This window comes from Trichocoleus sp. FACHB-591, assembly GCF_014695845.1.
GTDB lineage: Bacteria > Cyanobacteriota > Cyanobacteriia > FACHB-46 > FACHB-46 > Trichocoleus.
Map to the genome: position 1 here is coordinate 1 of NZ_JACJPA010000038.1, position 23,231 is coordinate 23,231.

A 23,231-nucleotide genomic window follows, 5' to 3' on the forward strand; every position below is an offset into this window, starting at 1 on the left:
CGAGCCGTCGAGTCTTGTGGCTGTCGTGATCTGTAACTAGAGAAGCACTCCTTCCATCATCAGCACCCGACAACCTGCTGTCGCGACCTCGTCTATATCAGTGTCGTCTAATATTCTCCAGATGCCAAGTCAGATGAGCATGGATGTAACCGTCATCTGGCAAGGTGTGCCACAACTTGTCCTGTGTTTGAACCTGGTATCGTTGCAACAAAGCAGCATGAGCATCCACTAAAGTGAGCCCTAGCCCTTGTATTCCTTCTGGCTGGAGCGGGGTTACAGAAGTCGTTAACAAGCTTTGAGCTAAATCATGCATCAGGTCATGCAGTCGATAAGTGAGCCTTTGCTCTGGTGACTGTTTGGCTCCTGCTAGGACTAAGGCTTTAGACCAAAATCCCTTTAAGATGGCTCCTGCCTGCCGTGGTGTGACTTCCCACAAAGTAGCCACCATCGCCTGAGTAATCGAGACATCTTCAGGCAGCACCCCTAACCAGGCAAACTGTTGCAGCTGTTCGGGGGAAAGTTGCCGTAGGCTGAGATGGAACGAGGCGAGTAAGCTCAGGCGTTTGCGGTTCTTCTCACTCTTGACCTCTGCTGCATTTGCCGCATCCAAAGTTTCTAATCGGGCTATTTCAGCTTGGAGGTCTTCCAGTAGCTCAGCCCAAGTCAGACCGTCCGCAATTTGAGCCCCTGCTAACTCTAGAGCTAAAGGAAGATAACCCACCTCTTTGGCAAGCATTTCTGCCTGTTGCTGTTCCTGAGCTGTGGGCTGAGGGCATTGAGCTTTGGCTAGTAGCAACTGCAAGGACTGCTTTTCTGTCATGACATCCATGTCATAGCGCTGAGCATCGAGAATGCTTGCTTCTCGAGTGGTCACCAAGACTCGGCAACCCACTCCCCCCAAGCGGAATGGTTCTACGTCATCCGGATTCCAGGCATCATCCACCACTAACAAAACTCGCTTGTCGTAGAGCAGCGATCGCAGGTGGGAAGAAGCCGCATCAATGGTGGTGGGCTTGTAGTCGTAGTCGTTTAGAGCCTGAATCCAACTGCTCAAAAATGGCAGGATATCTGGTTCCTGACCGAGGGTCGCCCAAAGTATGCCATCTGAAAATCGTTGCTGAACTTCAGGGTCATAAGCCAAGGCAGCCGCTAATACTGACTTACCAATACCACCCAGACCATAAATGGCACTAATTACTAGAGTGCCTGGTTGTTTTTCCTCAGCAAGTAAGAGTGCTTTGACCGCCTTACGTTGTTGTGGGCGATCAACAAAAGAACTGGGTAGGGGTGGAGCTTGAAAAGGAGCTCCTGCTTTGAGTGGTTTTGCTTGCCTCTCAGCTTCTAGGGGCGATCGCTTCTTGTTAGCATCCTGAATCTGTTGAACCGCCTCTTCTGGTTGCTTAGATTTTTGGGGCCGTCTACGCTCCCATGTCTGCTCAAACTGTTCAAGATTCTTGCTCTTGTCCCGTGACCACAGCTTGAGCGTAAAGTGCCAATCTTCAGAACCCCGCTCATGCACTCGGTGGTCCTGCAAAATATTGAGGAAGTCGGCCATTCGGTTGAGCGATTCCCGAATTTGCACCTTCGTGAGCTTCCCCTCGCCACTATCTTTTTGGGTTAACGATTCGAGCGCCCTCAACGTGGTTTGAATGATCAGCTCTGGCTGAGTGCCGTCTCGCTGCTTCCACTTAAGGTCCAAACCCAACTGCTCACAACCCTCGAGTTCATCATGAGCAAAGCTCAGAATTGCCTCAAACAAGCGTTGGGCTCTGACTTTGACTTGAGGACCATAAGTAGCTCGTGGCATTGAGTTGACTCAGCTCTTAGCGAAAAAGTTTGGGCTAGGTTAGGGTACCCAAGAGGAATAAACTACCCCAAACTACTCTAGCCTTCCCTCTAAGCGGGTGATACTTACCTGTTTGGGGTATTTGCTTTGCCTCATACCCCAAAAGTGAACCTGGTTGCAGTAACGAATTCAACCAACAAGGTTCCAAGCATGAGTCAGATTCAACCCACCCCAAACCAACCGTCTCAATCTCAGCAACCAGCACAACTACTTCCTACTGCTAGCCAACCCAGCGCGACTCCCCCGCTACCTCCTGATCCTTACAGCCCTGCTGCCATCATCCTGGCTACTAGTGTGCTATTCACCGCAATCGGCAAAACTCAGATTCAACCTACCCCAAACCAAATATCGCCAACTCAGATTCAACCTACCCCAAACTCAGGAGGGCAAATTCAACAACCTATACAATCGGTTTCTACTACAAGCCAACCGAATACCACTCCCCCCTGGCCTGCTCCTTACAGCCCTGCTGCCATCATCCTGGCAACCTGTGCACTCGTGACTGCGATCGGTCATGCGATGAGCAAGCTGAATAAATCTCACTAGTGGAGTAGGCAAAAGGCGATCGCTTCCGCCCATAGAATTGAGATCTTTTTGATATCCCAGCAATTGAGAATTCTTGAAACCATTGCTATCAGGAAGCTTTAGCCGACAAATTTCTGCCTTGGGGTAGTAGGGGTCGTGGGTTCGAATCCCGCCGCTCCGATCGCATAAGGCCTGCTCATTAAATTGAGCGGGCTTTGTTTTAAACAGACCTCGCTGAGTTTATTTTTTAGCGGGAGCGATCGCACTATTACGGGAAACATGAACAAAGTCTTCTCTAGAGAAATCCAGAGCCGGCCGTTGACTCTCCCCCGTCAGTATTTTCGTGAAAAACAATCAGCAATTCACCCATCACCAGCAACAGATCATCAATCAGAGCACATATGCTGGCATCGCTCTAGGTGTACTTAGCTCAGTCTTGTTCCGTAGCTATGGCTTTTTCAGTTTTTGGATTTGGTTCTTTTTGATCGCTTCAGCGGCAGTCGTTATATTTTGGGCTGTGCAGGAGTTAGGCAAACCCATAGCACTGCCCAGATTGGAAGCCAAGCAAAACCCAGACCTAAAGCGGCAACTCATCAGAATGTGTGGTGGTGACAAAGCCTTAGCCGAACGTCTAATTGGTTTTGAGAGAGGAAATTGCAAAGCAGCGATTGAAAAATTGAGGCGCGATCGACACTAGGGGACCGATCGCCCTATTGAAGTAAGGAAACAACACTCTTAGAGGTCAAGTTACAGTCAACCTCCCCATACAAAACCTGCTCTTAATCATCCGAAAAAGCAAGAAAGCACCAACTACAGCCGCCGCATGAACTCGGTAACGATGCAATTCATAAGCTGCAAACGGTAAGAATAAAATTACAACTCCACTACCACAAGCGATCGCGTTATCATGCTGATGCGATCGCTTGTGGGGCATCCTGAATGGGTATTTGGCAGAACTTCTCGTCTTAAGCTTTTTGTATGTCTTTGACTTTCATCTTTTATTCGCTGTTGGGTATATTCCTATTCGCCTTGGCCTTCTTTGTCATTTTTTGGCCAGTGTTACTACTGCTCAAGCATCTGGGAAAAGGCATTAACACCCGATACTTCATTACAGCACTCCTTACTCTCACCATTTCCGGAGTAGGGGTAGCCGCAGCCGATCTCCGATTTCTGGTGCCTCTAGTGATAGGCATCCCTGTCCTAGCACTAATGTGGTGGGGCGATCACAGAGCTGAAGCGAGGCAGCGATCGCGTCAGTAAACGTAAAACATAATAGGAAAAAGATTCGTACGGGTTCGATTTGTGAACGCCCGGTTTTATGGTCGCTTGTTTCCTCGCAATCTCGCCTTCACTTCACGAACAACAACCGCTGCAAGTATACCCACCACAGCCACTATAGAGCCAGCAAAAAGTTGAGCGATCGGCCACATGGATGCTCCACCTCCTTGGTAAGGGACGAAATACTCGTTGTAGAGCAGCCACGCCAGCAGCCCAAACCAAGGAATTGCACCTCCCAGAATAATGGAGCGGTACCCCTGGAAGATCCAGCCACAAATGCCTCCGGTGAGGGCAGCTAAAGAGATCAGCATTAACCACATGAATGAAATATACCCTCAAGATTGCATCAAGCCGTTTGGCTATATTTTCAATGGTGCTCTACGAAAAGAGCGTTTTAGCAAGCAGACATCTTGAAGCCTGGTATTGGAAAACTGCTATTCAACGACTAGAGCGTGACAGACAGTAAGGAAAGCGCAGGGATGAAGCGAGGCAGCGATCGCACTAGTAAATGTAATAGGGGAGCAATGCCTACTTTAGGAAAACACCATGCTGTCTAACTGATTAAACCGTGAAGGTATAAAATTTGCTCAGCGAGCGCAATTTTTACGCGATTTCGCTAACTATAGTTCGGCCAGTTCAGTGAGTACAACGGAAAAAATTGAACGCACAATATAGGAAGTTCGAAGCTTTACAGGAACTTGATAGAGATAGCGATGACAATCACTGAACTTCACAATTCAACCACTGTTAAAGAGCGAATCTTGATTGTTGAAGACAATGAGCTGCATCGCTTAATTACTCACGACTGTTTAGAAGCTGAAGGTTACACGGTTCTGAGCCTACCGGATGGCCTCAACTTCTTTTCAGCCTTAGCTGAGTTCCAACCTGAGCTACTGCTTCTCGACCTGAAGCTACCTTGCATTGATGGATTGACTTTGCTTCAGCAATTAAAATCGTCTGTCTGGTCTGCCATTCCCGTCATCGTTGCCTCTGCCTACGCCTTCCAGAGCGAGAAGCAAAAAGCGATCGATTTGGGAGCATGTGCGTATCTCACAAAACCGATCGCTCTAGAGAATTTGGTGAAAACAATTGAAGTTGAACTGAAGACCGCTTACTCAATCATTTAACTAGCGGTTAGGGCTCTTGCTGATCAATAAAGTCTTCTACAATCTCATTGATTTTTGAGTAATTTACTGGGATTTTATCTGCTAGCTCACTGAATTTAGTTGCCAATTCGCTGAATTTTTTAGACAGACTCACTAGCGTTTGCAGATCATTTCCAAGGCCATTTTGAGCTGCTAGATAAGCCTCTCTGAATTCTTCCGGTGTCATATGGGTCAGATCTCTTCAAGTAAGAAAAAGTTTGCGCTTAACAACTCAATTCTCTCTTTACAGACCCCGAAACTCCCCTAGCCAAATGACTCAACCTGTATCAGCGATTGCGCCTAACCACAGGAAATTAGCTAATTACTCTGAGAAAAGACTCTAGGGAAATTCTTACTAAAAACTTTTGGCTTTTTAGTAGCGATCGCCTAATCACAGTCAATTAATCTTCATAAGCAAAAGAGGCAAAGCCTAAGCTTTACCTCTCTTACCCTAAAACTTCTAATCTACAAAACTAATTTAGTTCGCAGCTACAGTCAGCTTGGGTTCTGCACTAGTCTGACCATCAGGCTGGATTGACTGCCCTTCAATGAAGGAGCGCAACATCCAAGCCATTTCTTCGTGCTGTTCCATCAAACCTGTGAGGAAGTCAGCAGTTCCCTCATCATGGAAGCTTTCGGAGCACTGGTCTACATGGTCACGCAGATTACGAATCACCTGCTCGTGGTCACCGACCAAGTTAGAAACCATTTGCTCTGCTGTAGGAACGTCACCCCCATGCTCTTCAATGGATGCGTTTTCCAAAAAGCCTTGAGCAGTTCCAACGGGGTAGCCGCCCAACATCCGGACGCGCTCAGCCAGTGAATCAATGTTTTCGGTCAGAGCTTGGTAGTGCTCTTCCCACATTTGGTGTAGAGAGCGGAATTGAGGACCAACTACATCCCAGTGGTATTTCTTAGTTTTGATCAGAAGCAAATAAGCGTTAGACAGATCACGATTCAACAATCCAATCACGCCTTGACGCTGTTCTTCGGTCAAACCAATATTTAACTTACGCATTTTTATTTTTCTCCACGCTTCAGCACTCTTTCTACTGCAACAAATCCACACAATTGCAGCATCAGTCAAATGAGAGATTATTGAGCTGGCGTAGGTTCTGAATCTTGGAGGATGCTAAAACAAAGGTGTTTAGGGCTTAGCTACAACCCCAGGACTCACCTTAGCGCGATAAAGCAGCTTCTCCTCTCGACGATAACCTGTGTAGCGGACTCGGACGCGATCGCCAGGTTGAGCAATTCCTTCCATCAATTGATGCTGGGTTGGGTCGTAGGGCAGTTCCGTTCCCACTTCAGCGATCGCCTCGATTCCCCACTGCTGTAATAAAGTTTCAATCGGTCGCAGTAATGGTAGCAGTCTAACCGCTGGTGCTTGAGGGTTTTGTTGAGCTGCATAAGCCGCTGTCGGCCATTGCAGAAGCCAAGATTCAATTGCCTGCAAAACAGATTGTTGAAACTCTTGCCAAAGTGCCTCTCGTTGTTGAGCCAATTGCGCTTGCGATCGCTCATACTCCAACTTCACGGCTACCAGTTCGGCCTCCAAACCCGTTTCACTGACTGTCGGCGAAACAGGACGTACCTCTGGCTCTAGGGCAACCTGAGAAAAAGTGCTAATTAGCTCAGGCAAGGAGATTTTTAGAGCTTGGCTGAGCTTAATCAAAGCTTCGGCTCGCATCTGAGTAGCTTGTCCTTGCCGCAGTTGCCGCACCTGCCACTCTGACACGTCGGCTTTTTGAGCTAGGGTTTTAAAGCTGGAAACACCCACCGGTTGCATAAGCGATCGCAACTGATGGGTGTAGTCTGGAGAGTTCGCTGGGATCATCCTACTTGCACTTCAACGGGTAGCTCTGAAGTAATACCATCTCATGTTCTACCCGCTCGTGAGTCTGAAGTTGATGACGTCCCAAGTAATGATTCGAGATCTTACTGATCGAGTAGGCTTCTCAACATCCAAGCTGTTTTTTCATGAATTTGCATCCGCTGCGTTAGCAAATCAGCCGTTGGTTCATCATTAACCCGCTCCGTGGCTGGAAAAACAGAGCGAGCAGTGCGAACCACAGCTTCCTGACCCTCTACCAAGAGACGAATCATTTCGTCGGCGGTGGGGACACCCGGAGTTTCGTCGATCGAGCTAAGTCGGGCAAAATCGCTGTAGGTGCCAGGAGCAGGAAATCCAAGGGCACGAATTCGCTCAGCAATTAGATCCACAGCCAAAGCTAATTCGGTGTACTGAGTCTCAAACATGAGGTGAAGAGTCTGGAACATGGGACCCGTCACGTTCCAGTGGAAGTTATGAGTCTTGAGGTAAAGCGTGTAAGTATCCGCCAGCAGACGGGAAAGTCCGTCTACAATCTCCTTGCGATCGGCTTCACTAATACCGATATTGATGGCGATACCTTTAGATTGGGCTTGCATAATATCTCCGTAGGTAACTCAAGGATTTTGTTAGCTAACCATCCAGCTTGCAACTAGATTATGCCAGTTAGATAGTCATCGCTAAATGTCAGGATGATAAATGTCAGGGTTAATACAAAAGGCAGTTTACTCGGTTGCTACTTTCAGCTTTAGGCTAGGTGCATCTGCAAAACTGAGCGAGGCGCACGACGAACGTTGCAGCGGATCGTTTCATGACCCAAGCGACTACAAGCCTCGAAACGGTGGCAACCTGAGAACCCGTAGTACTCGCCCTCAACTTCTAAAACATCAATGGGTTCTCTTAAGCCTTCTGCCTCAATAGAAGTCATCAAAGCGGCAACTTTAGCAGGGTCGTTTTGTCGGAACAAAGGACGACGGATTTTTTGGATGGGAATATTTTCAATTCTGGCCATCGACTGCAGCTGAGAGATGATTACTTATATCCTAAATCATACTCATTCCGACTACGATTTGCAACATTTTTTATAATTTCTCTTGTCGCTGCGACTTACTGAGCAGCCAGGAAAGAGATTGTTAAGCCTGATAAAAATTACGGATCTTTTTCCCTGTTTTTTTCGTCGAACTGCCGTATTCTGTCAAAGAAGTCTTCTTGCGATGCCGCGACCTGTGAGCCAACCGCTTCAACCCATTGCTTCCTCTAAAGCTAAAAACCCCAAGGTTCAGAGAAACCCACTGCGTCTCCCTTGGTTTGAGTTATCTGGTATGGCGATCGCTGCTTCCTGCTTAGCAGGCTTAGGAGTCCAGGCAGGAGTCTCTGCTGCGCCCCCAGAACCAGAGCTACAACTTGGCGTTGTGCAACGATTTGGCACCAAACCCACCGATGAACTAACTTTGCAAGCCCCAGCGGGCGATCGCCTGACCATAACTTTTACGACAGGCCCCATCCGCCAAACCCTGAGCACTACCAAGGTAAAGATGGATGTGGTGATGCAGCCACTGCCAGAACCTCAAGTCAATGAGCGAGTGGTCCTGAGTACTCACCGCAGCTTCGAGAGTGCTGAAGACAGCGCTGCCAAGTGGCAGGCTCAAGGGATTGAAGTTGAAGTCGCCCAGCCGGAACGCTGGCAAGTTTGGGCCAAGCGGGATGTGTACAGTTCCCCGCTCCTGCGGCGTTTACTACTGCAAAGCTTGCAAGACCAAGGTAATGCGACTGCGTATATTGATTCACAAGTTCTTTCCCAAGTCCCGAAAGCCTCGTTTATCGTAGATGGCTACCGCTACACCCGGGATCAGTTGCAAGTCAGTAGTAGCAGCAGTTTGGTTCAGGTCACACCGGGCAGCAAAGAGAAAAACAAAACTCCCGAACAAATAGCCAAAGAGCAGCAAACCAGTCGGCTTTATGCCGGGACAATACGCCTGCAACCCAACTCCTACGGCACCTATACCCTCGTTAATCAAGTTCCCATTGAAACGTACTTGCGAGGCGTTGTGCCGCACGAAATTGGGGCAGGAGCCCCCCAGCCTGCGGTCGAAGCCCAAGCAATTTTGGCTCGTACTTACGCCCTACGCAATTTACGTCGCTTTGCGATCGATGGTTATGAGCTTTGCGCCGATACTCAATGCCAAGTGTATTGGGGATTAACTGGAACCGTGCCTGAAGCCGATCGCGCGATCGCAGCGACTCGGGGCTTGGTGCTGACTTACCAAAACGAGCTCGTGGACGCTTTATACTCCTCGACCACAGGTGGAGTAACCGCGCCCTTTAGTGATGTCTGGAATGGAGCCCCTCGGCCTTACTTGCGAGCCGTGATCGATTCAGCCGCTAACATTTGGGATTTATCGCAGCGCAGCTTAGCCAATGAGCAAAACTTCCGGGCTTTTATTACTCAGCGTAAAGGCTTCAATGAAGAGGGGTGGGATATGTTCCGCTGGCGCGAAGAGGGCAGTTTAGCTCGGCTGACCACAGATCTGAAGCAATATTTGCAGAGTAATAAACATCCCTTAGCTGATTTCACAGCCATTCAACAACTCCAGGTCACCGAGCGATCGCCTGCGGGACGCGTGTTGAAGATGGTGGCACAAACGGATCGAGGCGCGATCGAGTTAGAAAAAGATGACATTCTTAACGCTTTCTACCCGCCCAACAGCACCCTCTTTTACTTAGACCCCATTTACGGAGCTAACAAAGTTCTCAAAGGTTACGCCTTTGTGGGAGGAGGGCTGGGACATGGCGTAGGGTTAAGCCAAACTGGCTCCTACCGTCTAGGCAAGTTGGGCTGGACTAATCAGAAAATTTTGAGCTTCTACTATCCAGGCACTCAGATTCAACCGATTAGTCAAGCGCTGACCTTTTGGCGCATTCCGTCTCCCCAAACGGCTCCTAGAAGCTAAAAAATAAGGCAGGCAGTGCAACTCGCACTCCTGCCTACTCCCTCGACCAATATCATCTAAGTTCCTCTTTTAGCAAAAAGGTTTAGAAGCTTGGTGAGAGCCAGAGAGAACTCAACCAATCAGCATTTCTCTCTGGCCCTACAAAACGAATTTTTTAGTACAGTTCTTCTTCTTGGTGGGTCAGGATGGTGCAATCAGAGGTGGGGTAAGCCACGCAAGTTAGCACGAAACCAGCTTCGATTTGGTCGTCATCCAAGAAGGACTGATCGCTTTGATCAATGCTGCCGCTGGTGATCTTACCAGCACAGGTAGAGCAAGCACCAGCGCGACAGGAGTAAGGAAGGTCAATTCCCTGCTCTTCTGCGGCGTCAAGAATGTACTCGTCATCAGGAACTTCAATAGTGGTGTTGAGCCCTTCAGCTTCGTTGATCAAGGTGACCTTAAAAGTTGGCATGCAGTAGTCCTCTCTGTTCAATGAATCGGCACGTAAAGCCTGTAGAAAGGCGACTTCAGGCATCTTCCTGAGTAATGGCTTCCTTCATCAGCTTCACTTCTAGATACTACGGGAAAAATTAAAACTTGTAACACCAAATCAGGTGTTGGGTTGAATGGGATTCGTAATGAAATTTGGTCATTTGATCTACTTATACTTATGGGACGGGTAAAGGCTTGACTAAATGGCTTTTACAGGTTCCTTTCTCAGCCCATTTATTAGATTTATGGCTTAGAAGTAAGATGCTATGAGGGTTTAGCAGTTGACAAATGGAATTCTATTAGTTCCAAAATCAAGCGATAAATTAGTAAGAATTATCTGTTTTATTAGAATTCATCAACTACGCTAGTTAGTCGGGTTGGAACTAAAACTGTCTACCTGGATTAGAACAATTCGGTAATCTATAGATTCGCCATCTTATTCATTAGTACTGACTTGGATTTGTAGCTGTGACCACGCATTTCTTCAAAGATATGGTTCCATTTCCCCTCAATGTAGGGTTGGTTGGGACTGGCTATGCCGCAAAGTTACGAGCAGAGGCATTTCAAGCAGATTCGCGATCGCAACTAGTAGCAGTAGTGGGCCACGAGCTAGGAAGAGCCGTTGCCTTTAGCCAAACTTACCAAGCTGAGGCGTTGGACAATTGGTCAGCCTTACTCAATCGCCCAGAAATTGATTTAGTGGTGATCTGTACGGTAAATCGGGATCACGGAGCGATCGCCCGAGCAGCCCTAGAAGCAGGCAAGCATGTTGTGGTTGAATATCCCTTGGCTTTGGATGTAGCTGAGGCAGAGATGCTGATTGCCCTAGCTAAAACCCAAAACAAATTACTGCATGTCGAGCATATTGAACTCTTAGGTGGCTTGCATCAGGCCCTACGGAAATCTTTGCCCCAGATCGGCTCTGTCTTTCATGCCCGCTACGCCACAATCAATCCCCAAAATCCCGCGCCGCAAAAATGGACTTACCAACCAGAACTGTTTGGCTTTCCCTTTTCGGGTGCTACTTCCCGGATTCATCGCTTAACCGATTTGTTTGGCACAGTTACAACTGTGAGTTGTCAGGCGCGTTACTGGAGACAACCTGAAGCCGATCAAGACTCTGGTTTCTATCAAGCTTGCTTGTGCACCGCCCACTTGAATTTCGCCCATGGGGTGCTAGCTGAAGTCACCTATGGCAAAGGGGAAACTCTATGGCAATCGGCTCGCACCTTTGAAGTGCAAGGAACACAAGGAGCTTTAGTCTTTGATGGCGATCGCGGCACTTTAATTCAAGCTGCTGGCGAGCAGGTGGTTGAGGTGGGTGGACGACGGGGTTTATTCGCGAAAGACACAGCCAATGTTTTAGATCATCTCTATAAAGGCACTCCTTTATATGTGTCTCCAGAGGCCAGTTTGTACGCTTTGAGAGTGGCAGACGCAGCGCGGCGATCGGCAGAGACGGGACAGGTAGTGGCAGTGGGTAGTTAGCAGGTAGTACTTAGCGGTTAACGGTTGGCTGGTTTCCTGCATCATGTTGGCCGTTATCGACGCTCTGCGTGACCGTTCGAGCTTACCTTGGGGCTGGGGGCCTCTGCTTCGTGGAATCCCTGCACTTCTGCAAGGGTGTAGAGGGGCCTACCTTTGATTTCCTCGTAGATGCGGCCAATGTATTCGCCCAAGATGCCGATACTGACCAATTGCACCGCACCCAGAAAAAAGACCGCCACGATAATGGCCGCGTAACCAGTCAAAGGTGAACCCGGGGCAAAAAATCGCCAGTAAAGCACCAAAATTGCCATACAAAGCGCGATCGCCGCAGAAAATAGCCCAATATAAGTCGAAATGCGCAGCGGTACTTTGGAAAACGAAACCAAACCATTCACAGCTAGCCCTAAGGACTTGCGGAACGTATATTTCACATCTCCCGCAAAGCGAGGGTTTCGCTCAAACAAAATTGCGGTTTGCCGAAACCCGACCCACGATCGCAGCCCTCGAATATAACGATTTCGCTCTGGCATCGCATTTAGCACATCCACCACTTGGCGATCGAGCAAACAAAAGTCTCCCGTATCGGTGGGGATTTCGACATCGGCTAACTGCTTCAGGATGCGATAGAAAGCATAGGCCGTGAAACGCTTAAACCAACCTTCGCGTTGGCGCTGCGTGCGTTGGGCATAAACCACTTGATAGCCTTGCCGCCATTTTTCCACCATGTCGGGGATCAGTTCTGGTGGGTCTTGCAAATCTGCATCCAAAATCACCACAATTTGCCCACGGGCAAAGTTTAGCCCCGCCGTCACCGCGATTTGATGGCCAAAGTTGCGAGCCAAGCTCAAGTAGCAAACCCGCGCATCCCGTTGGTGCAGCTCCCGCAATAGTTCCCAAGAACGATCGCGACTGCCATCATTAATCAATATCAACTCCACTGGCCCATCCATGCGGTCCATGATGCTGCTAATGCGGCGATACAGCTCTGGGATGGTAGCTTCTTCGTTATAAATAGGAACTACAAAAGAATAATGAGGGCGCATGATCCGTCTCTAGCCTGCCAGTACTTGCACGCTGACCTTGTGATGAATATACCCTTAGTTGCTATTACTCTGAGCGATCGCCCCGCGTTGATTAACCATAGACTCAGCAATAGATCAGGAGATTAAGATGAGCAACCCTGAACTTGCAGAAATTCGAGCTTTCCTCAGCCTATCTGACAAAATCGGCACAGCCGGACAACCGAGTGTCGAGCAGTTCGTAGCCATTAAAGCCGCAGGTTACGCAACTGTGGTGAATTTAGCGCTACCCACCTCAACCAATGCGCTGCCAAACGAAGCAGAGATCGTTACGAGTTACGGGATGGAATATATTCACATTCCAGTTGATTGGGAAAAACCGCAGGTTGAGGATGCTTTGAATTTCTTTGAGGTGATGGCAGCTAACCACGACAAAAAAGTGTTTGTCCATTGTGCTGCCAATATGCGGGTTTCAGCATTTATGTTTTTATACCGCACCCTTTGCCAAAATGTTGCTCCTGAAGCAGCACTCCAAGACTTACAGCAAATTTGGACTCCAGCGCCGCAATGGCAAGCTTTTATTGAGCAAGTAACTACTCAATACCGGAGAAAAAATTCTCTAAAAAATATTATTTGAACTTTATTTTTCCTATTCCTTGAATTTATTCGTAGTGCAGGCATTCTGCTTGCTACAGACAGGAAGATGAGGTTTTGCGAAAAGCCTTTAATTCAGCCTGTATTTATATCTTTAGGGTTAATCATGCTTTAGAAATAGCGATCGCGTGTGATTCTATTGGGGCGATCGCTCTGTCTTCTCTTCAAAAGAAATTAAAACTAAAAAGAAATCTTCACCTCGGCAAAAGGAGGAGAAAATACTATGAAGAAAACTTCAATCGCTCGTTGGACAACAATTTGTCTTCTGTTATGGTTTGCGATCGCTTGTTCCACAAATCGTGCTTCAAATCGTTCGGTGGAGACTGCACAGAACTCCCAAAATCAGGTTCCAACCTCAACTCCTGGATCAGAGAGCAGTCCTAGCAAGCCGTCTGAGCCCTCCCCGCAAACTGCTAGTTATGACACCACATATGATCCTAAAACAGTGCAGGGCGATGGCGATGGGTCAGACCAATCCTCCTTTATTGCCCAAATTAGATATAGCAACGTGCCTCTATGGGTTAGAGAATCCTTTTTTAAGCAAAAGTTGAATGAACGTTATGTCATGGTCTTTAGAGACATCAGACCTCTATATCTGCGAGGAGACTTTAACGGCGACAGCAAAATTGATATTGCCTTAATGCTGCAAGAAAAACCAGTTCAAAATGGCTTGAGTTCTCCTTTAGTAATGGCAATTTTTCAGGGTGGTACAGAGCAGGCAACTATCATTGATGATCCCGACAAGTTGGGTGCCGATGATATTTGGGCAGTTGTTCCTCAGGAAGAAATGGCTAAATATCCGTCAATCTCAGCGCTAGGAGAAGGAATTTTGATGGCAAAAGCAGCATCAGCTAACCGCACCATCTACTGGGATGGTAAAGAATACAATTCTCTTCAAACTTCAGATTAAAGGCGTGAATTACTCTAAGTTAACGACCTAGTAGATTGGGAATGCCTTCACAGCCGCCCATGATTGTATTTCTAGTTTTGGAGCCGCCCCAAGCACAGCAGTAGCAGCGTTGATCTTCCGACAGTTTTACCCCCGTGAGATCGGCGTTTTCTACGACTGCCCCTGTATGCAGGCCAGCGCGGTAGTCAGGAGCCTCTGTGCGGCTGCGAGGCGTGGCAGTATCAAGGTTGCCATAGAACAGACGGGTGCCTTCTAGGTCAGCCTTTTGCAGCTTGGCTTCATACAAAATTGCTCTGGCTAAGTTGGCTTTTACTAGGTCGCAGTTGTTAAGATTCGCCCGGACTAAATTGGCTTCGCTTAAGTCAGTCCAGCGAAGATCAGTCCCAGACAAATCTGCCCCAGCCAGCATCACCCCTAAGTCAATGACTCGGACCCCATGAATTCGGTCTTCTTCGTAGCCACCAACCCCATCCAAAATGGCTCGGCCCAACCGACGATCGCGCCTTAAGGGACTTAGCAGCTTGGCCCGCGAGAGAAACCGAATAATTTTGGCTTTTCCACCCGCATCCACACTGCTAAAGATGGCAGCCGTACGGCCCTCCGCGATCGCCCGTTCTTGTGGCCAATCTTCTAGCAACCCTTGGTCATCCAACACCAGATCTGAAATACCTTGGAAATAGGTGTCAATGGTTTGCTGTTGAGTAATAAGGTTCTGCTGGATTGTCAGGTCTTTGGAAATCACATACTGTCGCCAAGCAATATAAACCGCTAAAACCGCAATTAAAATCTGCCCTAACGCGCCAAAAACTTCGCCTAACGCTCCAACCGCATCCCAATTTAACTGATTGATCCAATTATTCAGGCGCTGATTGAAGCCAGTAAGTTGATAAAGACCCACCAGAGCTGCGATCAGTCCTACAGTGCCGATCCAAACCGATTGCTCTTGTCGGGGGAATAACTCGGCGATCGCAGGTTGCCAAACAGGCCACACCACCTGCAAAGACAGCAGCAAAGCCACCAAAGCCCCTGCCCAACCAAACCAAGCATTATCCAGTCCAAACCCAATCAGCATGATCGCGATCGCTGCCAAGATCATGACAGAAGTAGCAGCGGTGGTCGCTGGCGAGCTACCCGGAACCCCTTTCTGAGACTGGGCATGCCGCACGACAGGCTGCCGCGACTTTTGTAAAGAATTACTCGTTAGTGCCCCTAATGATTGGTTAGCCGCTAAGTTTTCTTGGTAAAGCTGATTACTCGCCGCACCATTAAGGCTATTAGCGCCAGAGTTAGAGTCAGGTGAGCCGGGTTCCGGCGCAGACATAGGCGAGTGAGACTGAGATGAGTTGGGATTGCTGGTCATGCTGTTCAGTATGAAGCCTCAAAGACTCTGGGCATGGCTACTTGTATCCAAAATAGTAGCCAAATTTTAGGAGGGACGCGATCGCATTCGTGTTTATAAACAAAAGCGAGGGTATACCTTTGCACACCCCCGCTGCTAATTAATCAATGCTTCAAATAGTTGAAATTAAATTCCAGATCCGGTTCCGGGTAACGGATCGAGAACTATACCGCCGATAACAACTGGAAGCATGGCAGTTTCGGTACCACTACTAAAGGCACTACTACCACCTATGCCACTCGTGGTTAAGTCGATGGTCTCGCCGTTTTGGCCATCTGTGAGATCCCAAGCGTGGAATGTAAAAGTGGCAAGGCCCAGGAAATTAGGTTCTGGCTGGAAGCGAATCAGTTCTTCGCCAGCTAATAACTGAGCTGACTTTTCTGAAACTCCAGAGATGTCCGTCCAGTTGTTGCCATTGTCGAGGGAGTACTGCCAAGTGCCGCTGGCATCATTCGCTTCTGTGATGGCAATGCCTGAGAGGGCACCTACGTCCGAGTCCGTGACTTGGGTACCCAATAACTCAAACACCATATTACCGGGACTGTCGGTGGCAGTAGGAGCGATCGCCGTTAATAGAGGTGCAGCCTCAGGATTGAGCACAGGCGCATCATTGACTGCATTCACCCCGATGCGAACGGTGGCAGAGGCCGTAGCATTATTGCCATCTTTGACGGTGTAGCTGAAGCTATCGCTACCGTTGAAGCCAAAATTAGGCTGGTAGGTAAAGACCCCTTCCTCGCTAAAGGTGACAGTGCCTTGATCAGGTGTGGTAAACGAGACGAGGGTAAGCGGAGTATTTTCGACATCAGTATCATTCGCAAAGGCGTTGAAGCTGGCGATCGCCGTGTCTTCATCGGTTGTCACAAAGTCATCTAGGGCAATAGGCGGAACATTCGTGTCCTTAACCACCGTGAGATTAACGCTGGCTACTGCTGTCGCACCCACACCATCTCTGACAGTGTAAGTAAAGCTATCGCTGCCACTAAAGTCTGCCTTGGGCATGTACAGATACGTGCCATTGCCAAAACCCATAACACTGCCATTCGCGGGTTGCGAGAAGCTAACGATCGCTAGTGGTTCTCCTTCCGCATCAGAATCGTTCGTCAATAAGTTGGTGGCATTGAGCGTGAGCACTGTGTCTTCATTGGTGGTAAACGCATCATTGCCAACAATGGGAATGTCGTTGACCGCATTAACGGTGAGCGTGACCACAGCTACGGCCGTTGCATTATTGCTGGTGCCATCTGTAATGGTGTAAGTAAAGCTATCGCTGCCACTAAACCCAGGCTCTGGGGTGTAAAGGTAGGTATTGCCGCCTCGATCGACTAATTGCCCCTTGGAAGCAGCGGTGAAATTGGTAATCAGCAGCGGGGTGCCATCTGCATCTCGATCGTTGAGCAGCAGATTGTTGGCAGTAATGGTCAGCGTGCCATCCTCATCCAAACTAAAGCTGTCTCCAGTTGCGATCGGCAAATCGTTAACTGAAGTCACGCTGAGAGTCACCGTACTACTAGCGGTGCCACCATTGCTGTCGGTAACGGTGTAAGTAAAGCTATCGCTGCCGTTGAAGTTGGAGTTGGGTGTATACAGATAAGTGCCGTTATTGTTACCCACTAAACTGCCGTTCCCAGGTTGGGTAAAGCTAGTAATGAGCAACTCTCCAATCTCTATATCCGAGTCGTTGGCGAGTAAGTCTATTGCGTTCAAAGTTAAAGCCGTGTCTTCAACTGTGGTCGCGGTATTGCTGCCGACAATGGGCAAGTCATTGACCGAGTTCACTACTAGGTTGGCTGTAGCGATCGCCGAACTACCATTGCTATCTGTAACGGTGTAAGTAAAGCTGGCGCTGCCGTTGAAGTTGGGGGCAGGGGTGTAGAGGTAGTTGCCGTTGTTATCTCTGGCTAAACTGCCACTTGTAGGTTGAGTAAAGCTTGTGATTGTCAGCAGTCCATCTTCAACGTCTGAATCGTTCGTGAGTAAGTTCGCTTGGGTAAAGCTGAGGGACGTGTCTTCATTTGTGGTGAAGCTATCAGATCCAGCGATTGGGGTGTCATTAACGGCTCCAACCGAGATCGTCACCGTTGCTGTAGCAGAACCGTCGAGGCCATCAGTCACAGTGTAGGTAAAGCTCTCTGTGCCATTGAAGTTGGCGTTGGGCGTGTAGACGTAAGTACCGTCACCATTTCCTACCACCGAGCCATTTGCAGGTTGGGTAAAGCCAGTAATGAGTAAGGTTTGGCCGTCAGGCTCAATGTCATTAGTAAAGAGAAGATTACTGCTAATCGTCAGTCGGGTGTCCTCGCTGGTGGAGATCGTGTCGTTAGTTGCGATCGGGATATCCGGTAATGGATTCACTAAGACATTCACCGTGGCGATCGCGGTACCACCAAAGGCATCAGCCACTGTATAAGTGAAGGTATCACTACCGTTGAAGTTGAGGTTGGGTGTGTAGCTGAGGGTGCCGTCCTGATTGAGGGTCACAGTGCCGTTTGCGGCTGGACCGACACTAGCGATCGCGATCGTATCACCATTGCTATCACTAATATTCAGCAAGCCATTGACGGTAATCGCCACATCTTCGTTGGTCGTGATTGCTTGATTGCCGACCACAGGAGCAGCATTGACTCCCAGACGGTTTTCCGCTTGGCCAAACAAGGCAAAATGCTCGAAAGCGCTTTTGAAGATTCCTGCTGCCACCGCTTGGGCAACATCGGTATAACGCGCCAAGTAAGCCCTCCCGTCAAAAGCCGGGCTCGGACTGCGATTTTCCCCTTGTCCAAACAGAGCAAAGTGCTCATAACCACTGTTGAAAGCGCCTGCTGCTACTGCCTGAGCTACATCGAGGTTCTGGGCTAAATAGTAGTCGCTATCAAATAAGGGAATGGGATCACGCCGCTCCACTTGCCCAAATTGCAGAAAGTGGCTCACTGCACTTGTAATCGTTCCTGCTGCCACAGCCTGAGCCACGTCAGGATTGGTACTGAGGTAATAGTTGGTATCGAAAAACGGGCCGAAGCTCCGACTTTCTCGTTGCCCGAACTCCAAAAAGTGGTCATAGGCGCTGCTAAAGATGCCCGCTGCCACAGCCTGAGCCACATCAGGATTTTTTGCCAAATAGTAGTTGCTATCAAACAGAAAAATCGGCTCACGTCCCTCTATCTGCCCAAACTGCACGAAATGATCAATGGCACTAGGGATAGTTCCAGCAGCGATCGCTACACCAATATCCGGGTTAGTACTGAGGTAGTACTTGGTGTCAAAAAAAGCACTAGGATCTCGCCCCTCTAAACGACCGAACCGAGTGAAGTGATCGAGACCACTGGTGAATGCATCTGAAGCGACGGCTTGCGCTACATCAAGATTCGTCCCCAGATAATAGCTTTCGTCAAACAGCTCAGCGAAGTTTAGGCTCATAGAATTCCTCTACTCAAAGGACATGGACGGTTTTTGGGCGGAAATCTACGGTATTCAAACTACGGAAATTAAAGTTAAATTTATTACCAAAGCAAACTGCTTTACAGTATTCCTTATCACTCTGCAAGAGTATCAATGCTGGTTAAAGTACCATACCAGCTAGATTTAACAATCTTTTTGTTTTTTTGATGAAGTCTTCTTACTTGCAACACAAAACCCCAGGGAGACACAATGAACAAGGCCAAGGGACAGAAAAGATATGAACAGAATTTTGGGATGGACAGCGATTGGTGTCGGAACTTGTAGTGCCGTCTTGTGGCAAACCGTGACAATCGCAGCACAACCGCTGTACCTGGCCTACCCACCGAATAACCATGAGACCACTAGCGATCGCATTTTCTTAATTGGCACCGCTCCCCCCGCTGGAGAAGTGCTGGTCAACGATCGCCCAATTCAACGCAGTGCGGCAGGGCATTTCGCTCCTACGTTTCCGCTGCAAGTTGGTGAGAATTTATTCACCCTGCGCTACCAAAACCAAACCATTCAACTCAAGGTCACCCGTCAAGCTGCTCAGTCAGAAGTGCCCACCGGGTTGAATTTTGCCAAAGATTCTTTGACTCCTGCTGCGGATATTGCACATTTGCCTGGAGAATCGATTTGTTTTGGGGCGATCGCGCCACCGCAAGCTCAGGTCAGCGTCAAGCTCGGCAACCAAACGATTCCCTTACAAGCTCAAACGCAAGCAGTAAATTTGCCAGAAAACTCTGCGGTGCTGACGCAGCAAAACCAACCCTCTGTTGGCTCCACGATCGGGCAATACCAAGGCTGCACGATCGCGACTACACCAGGAAATTTAGGCCAACCGCAATTTCAACTCAGTTCCAAAGGGGCGAGCACCACGCAAGCGGCTCCTGGAAAAGTCACCATCTTGGCCCCGAATCAGCTGGAAGTGGCAGAGGTGACAGCCGAGGCAGGCACCGCTCGCACAGGCCCCACTACTGACTACTCTCGTCTCACTCCCTTGCCTAAAGGAACACGAGCCGCTGTGACAGGCAGAGAAGGAGATTGGTTGCGCCTAGATTATGGCGCTTGGATCAACCAAAAGGAAACGCGACTGGCGTCCAGCGCAGTGCCACCGCGATCGCTAATTCGCAGCATTAGTTCTCGTCAAGTTCCAGGCTGGACAGAAGTGGTGTTTCCCTTGCAAGCCCCTGTGCCTGTGAGCGTGCAACAAGGCGATCGCACTTTTACCCTCAATCTTTTCAACACCACCGCCCAGACGGATACTATCTATGTCAATCCCGATCGCCTAATTTCTCGACTGGATTGGCAACAAGTTGCTCCAACTCAGGTACAGTACACCTTGCAACTGAAGTCAGATCAACAGTGGGGTTATAAACTGCGGTACGAAGGCACCAGCTTGGTCTTGTCCTTGCGCCATCCTCCCCAAACATCTCAGAAATCTAAAAACCGATCGCTACAGGGCATCACCATCCTGCTCGACCCAGGACATGGTAGCCCCAACGATTTGGGGTCAAAAGGCCCCACCGGATATCCCGAAAAAGATGTGACGCTGGTTATTTCTAAACTGGTACGAGAGCAGTTGCTCAAGCGGGGTGCCACCGTCTATATGACCCGCGAAGGCGATGAAGACCTATATCCCCAAGATCGGGTAAACCAAATTAACAAACTAGAACCCGCGATCGCCCTTAGCCTGCACTACAACGCCCTCCCAGACAACGGCGACGCGATCAAAACCAGAGGTGTTTCCACGTTTTGGTACAATCCCCAAGCCAACAGTCTCGCTGTGTTTCTGCATGACTATCTCGTAGAAAAGCTCGATCGCCCTTCCTATGGAGTCTATTGGAATAACTTGGCTTTAACTCGTCCTACCGTCGCTCCTGCTGTCTTGCTCGAATTGGGCTTCATGATTAACCCAGAAGAATTCGAGTGGATTGTCGATCCCAAGGCGCAGCAAAAATTAGCTGAGGCGATTGCGGCTGGGATTACCGAGTGGGTGCAGTCGAGCAAATAATTTGGGATTCAGCGATCGCTCTTTGCCTATAAAGGGTGGCGATCGCTGAACGAGGCTACTCAATCATCGCAGCATCAATTGTCTACCACGGACCCCAAATCGCAAAGGTAATGCCAGGGGTTTGCATGTTTACAAACATCGTTTGGCCATCGGGAGAGAAGCAAACTCCAGCCAACTCTGATGTATTGAGAGCATTCCGAGCAAACTTATAAAGACTGCCACTGGGGGTGACACCTAGGATAAAGTCTGTTCCATCGCCGTCTTCGCAGAGGAAGATATCTCGGTTTGGCACAACAACAATATTGTCAGGATTGTCTAAGACACCGGAGTTGTTAGGTTCAATATAAAGCTCGACAGTGTTGTTAGCAGGTGAATAGCGCCAGATCTGTCCATCTCCAGAACTACCGCCGCTCTTACAAGTGAAGTAGACATAACCACCGCCGTAAAAGATCCCCTCTCCACCAGAGAATCTCGCTGCGCCTTTGTTAAATCCCTCTGTTCTAACGGTATCCGTTGAAGGGTCGGGATTCGCGATCGTCACCCAGTCCACTGCTCTAGCAGTATTTTTGGGGAAACCCGTGGCGGTATTGATTCCGGAGGAACCGGTGATCCTTAAAGCAGATAAAGTGCCGCCAGCACTCAAGTTGGTTCTTTGGTTGGGAATGAAGCGATAGAACAGCCCATCTCCTCGGTCTTCTGTCATGTAGACATACCCTGTATTGGGGTCTACAGCAGCAGCTTCATGATTAAAACGTCCCATCGCGGTTAGCGGCACAGGTGTCACAAACCCCGTTGCGCTGCTGGGAACTTCAAATACGTAGCCGTGCCTCTTGGTATTGTTCGTTTCAAAGGTTTCCTCGCAGGTTAGCCAAGATCCTGAAGGGGTCGGACCGCCCGCACAGTTACGAATCGTTCCTGCCAACACACCTCGATGCGATACCAGAGTCCGAGTGGGGCTCACCACCAACTTAGTGCAGCCGCCCCTAGCGTTGGTGTTGTACTTCCTGGTGCTGGGAGCGCTCAAGCCATTACTAGAGGTAGGAGCGAGTTCATGGTTCCGGATGAGAACCGTATTGCCGTTGGCATCTGCAAAAGCACCCATCCCATCATGACCACCAGGTACTCTGTAACCATCGGTCATGGTTTGTCCAGTTTCAGAAAGCCTGCGATAGGTAAACCCAGCTGGTAAATCTAAGACTCCATTTGGATCAGCGACTAAATTACCGTAAGGCCCAGCAGCGATTGAGGGCTTAGCATAAAAAGCTTCCAAAGGAGATAACAATACAGCACCCGCAGCCGATGTCCCTGCCAGGGCAAAAAATTTACGTCTTGATAGATTCACTACAGCCTCTTTGAAATTTTGAAAAGGTTGTTACCAATAGGCAGTTTGATTATCTAGGAAAGATAAGAATTCTTAGTTTAAGTAGAGGCTAAGAGAAGCTTATAAAAAGCAAAAAATTAAGTTAGAGAACATACAAATTTCTAATCATCAGCCTATTATTAAAAATTACAAACATTAAACCAAAAACTGTAAGGTTTAGATTGAAAATAAAAACTTGTTCATGACAAGTATCTTACGGTTATGCTTATATTTGTTGTAGTTATGTATTGTTCGACATGAGATGTTTCAATGAGGAAAAAAGACTTTTGAAATTCTCCAATCTCTTAGGAACCACTCTATTAATAAATTTAGCAGGAAGCTATAATCACTCCGTTCTTGCCTCTCAGCAGTTTGACTACTCTACTGGCCCAAGCACTGATGCGTCAGTGTGTTATATGAGAACGACTAGTGGTTCAACCCTCAATCTCGATCGCCTCTGTGGAGAAAAAGCGGTTGAAATAGTTCAAACTAAAGATCAGCAATTTCTTGAAGAGTATTTAGGTCTTTTGGCAAGTTCTCCCACCCTTAACCCACAGTTAAGGCAAGTAGCTCAAAACAATCCTCGCCAAATTCTTCAGGCCGCATCAGACGTATGTAATGCGTTAAGAACGGGGACCGAAAGCACTTTTTGGAAAAATAAAACTTCAGTTGACAGAGATATTCTACTGAATTTATCGACTGAGTATTACTGTCGTGACCTTGCCGATTAGTAGCAATACTTGAGGAGTAATTTAGTGGCCCTAAAAAGCTCTTTTGTTCAACCAATTTATCTAAAAATTAGCTAAAAAATTGCCACCTGAAAACCTTTATTGTTTCCAAGTGGCAACGATTCGCCCAAACATTAACGCAGGTGAGAAGGATAAACGCGATCGCTCTCTAAA

At 48.4% G+C, this 23,231-nt stretch carries 22 protein-coding genes; 10 read left to right on the forward strand and 12 right to left on the reverse strand.

Annotated features, from left to right (window positions below; genetic code table 11):
* Positions 1-97: 97 nt before the first annotated feature.
* Positions 98-1,807 carry an NB-ARC domain-containing protein gene (locus H6F90_RS05940; protein WP_199295748.1) on the reverse strand — a complete coding sequence of 570 codons (1,710 nt, stop codon included), beginning with the start codon at positions 1,805-1,807 and terminating at the stop codon, positions 98-100.
* A gap of 189 nt (positions 1,808-1,996) precedes the next feature.
* Between H6F90_RS05940 and H6F90_RS05945 the strand changes: the two genes are divergently transcribed.
* The 3 genes from H6F90_RS05945 (at position 1,997) to H6F90_RS05955 (ending at position 3,631) form a co-directional block, all read left to right on the forward strand.
* The gene (locus tag H6F90_RS05945; protein ID WP_190551096.1) at positions 1,997-2,392 is read left to right on the forward strand and encodes a hypothetical protein; all 396 of its coding nucleotides are present in this window, start codon (positions 1,997-1,999) and stop codon (positions 2,390-2,392) included.
* 322 nt (positions 2,393-2,714) lie between these two features.
* Positions 2,715-3,068: a CDP-alcohol phosphatidyltransferase family protein gene (locus H6F90_RS05950; RefSeq protein WP_190551097.1), complete on the forward strand. Its 354-nt coding sequence runs from the start codon at positions 2,715-2,717 to the stop codon at positions 3,066-3,068.
* Positions 3,069-3,349: 281 nt separating this feature from the next.
* The gene (locus H6F90_RS05955) at positions 3,350-3,631 is read left to right on the forward strand and encodes a hypothetical protein (protein ID WP_190551099.1); all 282 of its coding nucleotides are present in this window, start codon (positions 3,350-3,352) and stop codon (positions 3,629-3,631) included.
* 56 nt (positions 3,632-3,687) lie between these two features.
* On the opposite strand, the gene H6F90_RS05960 is transcribed toward H6F90_RS05955, so the two are convergent.
* On the reverse strand, positions 3,688-3,969 hold the full coding sequence (locus tag H6F90_RS05960) for a hypothetical protein (RefSeq protein ID WP_190551102.1): 282 nt from the start codon (positions 3,967-3,969) through the stop codon (positions 3,688-3,690).
* Positions 3,970-4,362: 393 nt separating this feature from the next.
* Here H6F90_RS05960 and H6F90_RS05965 point away from each other — a divergent pair, with 393 nt between their 5' ends.
* Positions 4,363-4,776 carry a response regulator gene (locus H6F90_RS05965; RefSeq protein WP_190551104.1) on the forward strand — a complete coding sequence of 138 codons (414 nt, stop codon included), beginning with the start codon at positions 4,363-4,365 and terminating at the stop codon, positions 4,774-4,776.
* 7 nt (positions 4,777-4,783) lie between these two features.
* Here the strand turns inward: H6F90_RS05965 and H6F90_RS05970 are convergent, their stop codons facing one another.
* From H6F90_RS05970 to H6F90_RS05990, 5 genes are all read right to left on the reverse strand, one after another.
* Positions 4,784-4,981 carry a hypothetical protein gene (locus H6F90_RS05970; RefSeq protein ID WP_190437134.1) on the reverse strand — a complete coding sequence of 66 codons (198 nt, stop codon included), beginning with the start codon at positions 4,979-4,981 and terminating at the stop codon, positions 4,784-4,786.
* A 291-nt stretch (positions 4,982-5,272) separates the two neighbouring features.
* On the reverse strand, positions 5,273-5,812 hold the full coding sequence (locus H6F90_RS05975) for a Dps family protein (protein WP_190437130.1): 540 nt from the start codon (positions 5,810-5,812) through the stop codon (positions 5,273-5,275).
* 129 nt (positions 5,813-5,941) lie between these two features.
* On the reverse strand, positions 5,942-6,631 hold the full coding sequence (locus H6F90_RS05980) for a helix-turn-helix transcriptional regulator (protein WP_190551106.1): 690 nt from the start codon (positions 6,629-6,631) through the stop codon (positions 5,942-5,944).
* 101 nt (positions 6,632-6,732) lie between these two features.
* The gene (locus tag H6F90_RS05985; protein WP_370587959.1) at positions 6,733-7,203 is read right to left on the reverse strand and encodes a Dps family protein; all 471 of its coding nucleotides are present in this window, start codon (positions 7,201-7,203) and stop codon (positions 6,733-6,735) included.
* Positions 7,204-7,373: 170 nt separating this feature from the next.
* Positions 7,374-7,637 (reverse strand): ParB N-terminal domain-containing protein, encoded by a 264-nt coding sequence (locus H6F90_RS05990; RefSeq protein WP_190551111.1) that lies wholly within the window; start codon positions 7,635-7,637, stop codon positions 7,374-7,376.
* A 202-nt stretch (positions 7,638-7,839) separates the two neighbouring features.
* On the opposite strand from H6F90_RS05990, the gene H6F90_RS05995 reads away from it, so the two are divergent.
* A complete protein-coding gene (locus tag H6F90_RS05995) occupies positions 7,840-9,576 on the forward strand; it encodes a SpoIID/LytB domain-containing protein (protein WP_242024361.1) in 1,737 nt (578 codons plus the stop codon).
* Positions 9,577-9,730: 154 nt separating this feature from the next.
* On the opposite strand, the gene H6F90_RS06000 is transcribed toward H6F90_RS05995, so the two are convergent.
* A complete protein-coding gene (locus H6F90_RS06000; protein ID WP_190437124.1) occupies positions 9,731-10,030 on the reverse strand; it encodes a ferredoxin in 300 nt (99 codons plus the stop codon).
* 488 nt (positions 10,031-10,518) lie between these two features.
* Between H6F90_RS06000 and H6F90_RS06005 the strand changes: the two genes are divergently transcribed.
* Complete coding sequence (locus H6F90_RS06005) at positions 10,519-11,538, forward strand: Gfo/Idh/MocA family protein (protein WP_370587958.1); 1,020 nt, start codon at positions 10,519-10,521, stop codon at positions 11,536-11,538.
* A 53-nt stretch (positions 11,539-11,591) separates the two neighbouring features.
* Here H6F90_RS06005 and H6F90_RS06010 read toward each other — a convergent pair whose 3' ends face one another.
* A complete protein-coding gene (locus H6F90_RS06010; RefSeq protein WP_190551113.1) occupies positions 11,592-12,581 on the reverse strand; it encodes a glycosyltransferase family 2 protein in 990 nt (329 codons plus the stop codon).
* Positions 12,582-12,708: 127 nt separating this feature from the next.
* On the opposite strand from H6F90_RS06010, the gene H6F90_RS06015 reads away from it, so the two are divergent.
* On the forward strand, positions 12,709-13,194 hold the full coding sequence (locus H6F90_RS06015; protein ID WP_190551114.1) for a protein tyrosine phosphatase family protein: 486 nt from the start codon (positions 12,709-12,711) through the stop codon (positions 13,192-13,194).
* 240 nt (positions 13,195-13,434) lie between these two features.
* Positions 13,435-14,121: a hypothetical protein gene (locus H6F90_RS06020; protein ID WP_190551116.1), complete on the forward strand. Its 687-nt coding sequence runs from the start codon at positions 13,435-13,437 to the stop codon at positions 14,119-14,121.
* Between the two features lie 19 nt (positions 14,122-14,140).
* Here H6F90_RS06020 and H6F90_RS06025 read toward each other — a convergent pair whose 3' ends face one another.
* Together H6F90_RS06025 and H6F90_RS06030 are read right to left on the reverse strand one after the other, a co-directional pair.
* The gene (locus H6F90_RS06025) at positions 14,141-15,481 is read right to left on the reverse strand and encodes a pentapeptide repeat-containing protein (RefSeq protein ID WP_190551118.1); all 1,341 of its coding nucleotides are present in this window, start codon (positions 15,479-15,481) and stop codon (positions 14,141-14,143) included.
* Between the two features lie 165 nt (positions 15,482-15,646).
* On the reverse strand, positions 15,647-18,934 hold the full coding sequence (locus H6F90_RS06030) for a cadherin-like domain-containing protein (RefSeq protein WP_190551120.1): 3,288 nt from the start codon (positions 18,932-18,934) through the stop codon (positions 15,647-15,649).
* Between the two features lie 259 nt (positions 18,935-19,193).
* Between H6F90_RS06030 and H6F90_RS06035 the strand changes: the two genes are divergently transcribed.
* A complete protein-coding gene (locus H6F90_RS06035) occupies positions 19,194-20,969 on the forward strand; it encodes an N-acetylmuramoyl-L-alanine amidase (protein ID WP_190551122.1) in 1,776 nt (591 codons plus the stop codon).
* Positions 20,970-21,051: 82 nt separating this feature from the next.
* Here the strand turns inward: H6F90_RS06035 and H6F90_RS06040 are convergent, their stop codons facing one another.
* Positions 21,052-22,311 (reverse strand): alkaline phosphatase PhoX, encoded by a 1,260-nt coding sequence (locus H6F90_RS06040; protein ID WP_190551124.1) that lies wholly within the window; start codon positions 22,309-22,311, stop codon positions 21,052-21,054.
* A 305-nt stretch (positions 22,312-22,616) separates the two neighbouring features.
* Between H6F90_RS06040 and H6F90_RS06045 the strand changes: the two genes are divergently transcribed.
* Positions 22,617-23,060, forward strand: coding sequence for a hypothetical protein (locus tag H6F90_RS06045; RefSeq protein WP_190551126.1), 444 nt, complete (start codon positions 22,617-22,619; stop codon positions 23,058-23,060).
* Positions 23,061-23,231 lie beyond the last annotated feature (171 nt).

What these genes read in the sequence shown, in the direction of transcription:
- H6F90_RS06020 (WP_190551116.1), top strand. Translation starts at nt 13,435, where the DNA reads ATGAAGAAAACTTCAATCGCTCGTTGGACAACAATTTGTCTTCTGTTA.
- H6F90_RS06025 (WP_190551118.1), bottom strand. Translation starts at nt 15,481, where the DNA reads ATGACCAGCAATCCCAACTCATCTCAGTCTCACTCGCCTATGTCTGCG.
- H6F90_RS05995 (WP_242024361.1), top strand. Translation starts at nt 7,840, where the DNA reads ATGCCGCGACCTGTGAGCCAACCGCTTCAACCCATTGCTTCCTCTAAA.
- H6F90_RS06000 (WP_190437124.1), bottom strand. Translation starts at nt 10,030, where the DNA reads ATGCCAACTTTTAAGGTCACCTTGATCAACGAAGCTGAAGGGCTCAAC.
- H6F90_RS05955 (WP_190551099.1), top strand. Translation starts at nt 3,350, where the DNA reads ATGTCTTTGACTTTCATCTTTTATTCGCTGTTGGGTATATTCCTATTC.
- H6F90_RS05940 (WP_199295748.1), bottom strand. Translation starts at nt 1,807, where the DNA reads ATGCCACGAGCTACTTATGGTCCTCAAGTCAAAGTCAGAGCCCAACGC.
- H6F90_RS05965 (WP_190551104.1), top strand. Translation starts at nt 4,363, where the DNA reads ATGACAATCACTGAACTTCACAATTCAACCACTGTTAAAGAGCGAATC.
- H6F90_RS06010 (WP_190551113.1), bottom strand. Translation starts at nt 12,581, where the DNA reads ATGCGCCCTCATTATTCTTTTGTAGTTCCTATTTATAACGAAGAAGCT.
- H6F90_RS06035 (WP_190551122.1), top strand. Translation starts at nt 19,194, where the DNA reads ATGAACAGAATTTTGGGATGGACAGCGATTGGTGTCGGAACTTGTAGT.
- H6F90_RS05990 (WP_190551111.1), bottom strand. Translation starts at nt 7,637, where the DNA reads ATGGCCAGAATTGAAAATATTCCCATCCAAAAAATCCGTCGTCCTTTG.
- H6F90_RS05960 (WP_190551102.1), bottom strand. Translation starts at nt 3,969, where the DNA reads ATGTGGTTAATGCTGATCTCTTTAGCTGCCCTCACCGGAGGCATTTGT.
- H6F90_RS06015 (WP_190551114.1), top strand. Translation starts at nt 12,709, where the DNA reads ATGAGCAACCCTGAACTTGCAGAAATTCGAGCTTTCCTCAGCCTATCT.
- H6F90_RS05945 (WP_190551096.1), top strand. Translation starts at nt 1,997, where the DNA reads ATGAGTCAGATTCAACCCACCCCAAACCAACCGTCTCAATCTCAGCAA.
- H6F90_RS05975 (WP_190437130.1), bottom strand. Translation starts at nt 5,812, where the DNA reads ATGCGTAAGTTAAATATTGGTTTGACCGAAGAACAGCGTCAAGGCGTG.
- H6F90_RS06030 (WP_190551120.1), bottom strand. Translation starts at nt 18,934, where the DNA reads ATGAGCCTAAACTTCGCTGAGCTGTTTGACGAAAGCTATTATCTGGGG.
- H6F90_RS05970 (WP_190437134.1), bottom strand. Translation starts at nt 4,981, where the DNA reads ATGACACCGGAAGAATTCAGAGAGGCTTATCTAGCAGCTCAAAATGGC.
- H6F90_RS05980 (WP_190551106.1), bottom strand. Translation starts at nt 6,631, where the DNA reads ATGATCCCAGCGAACTCTCCAGACTACACCCATCAGTTGCGATCGCTT.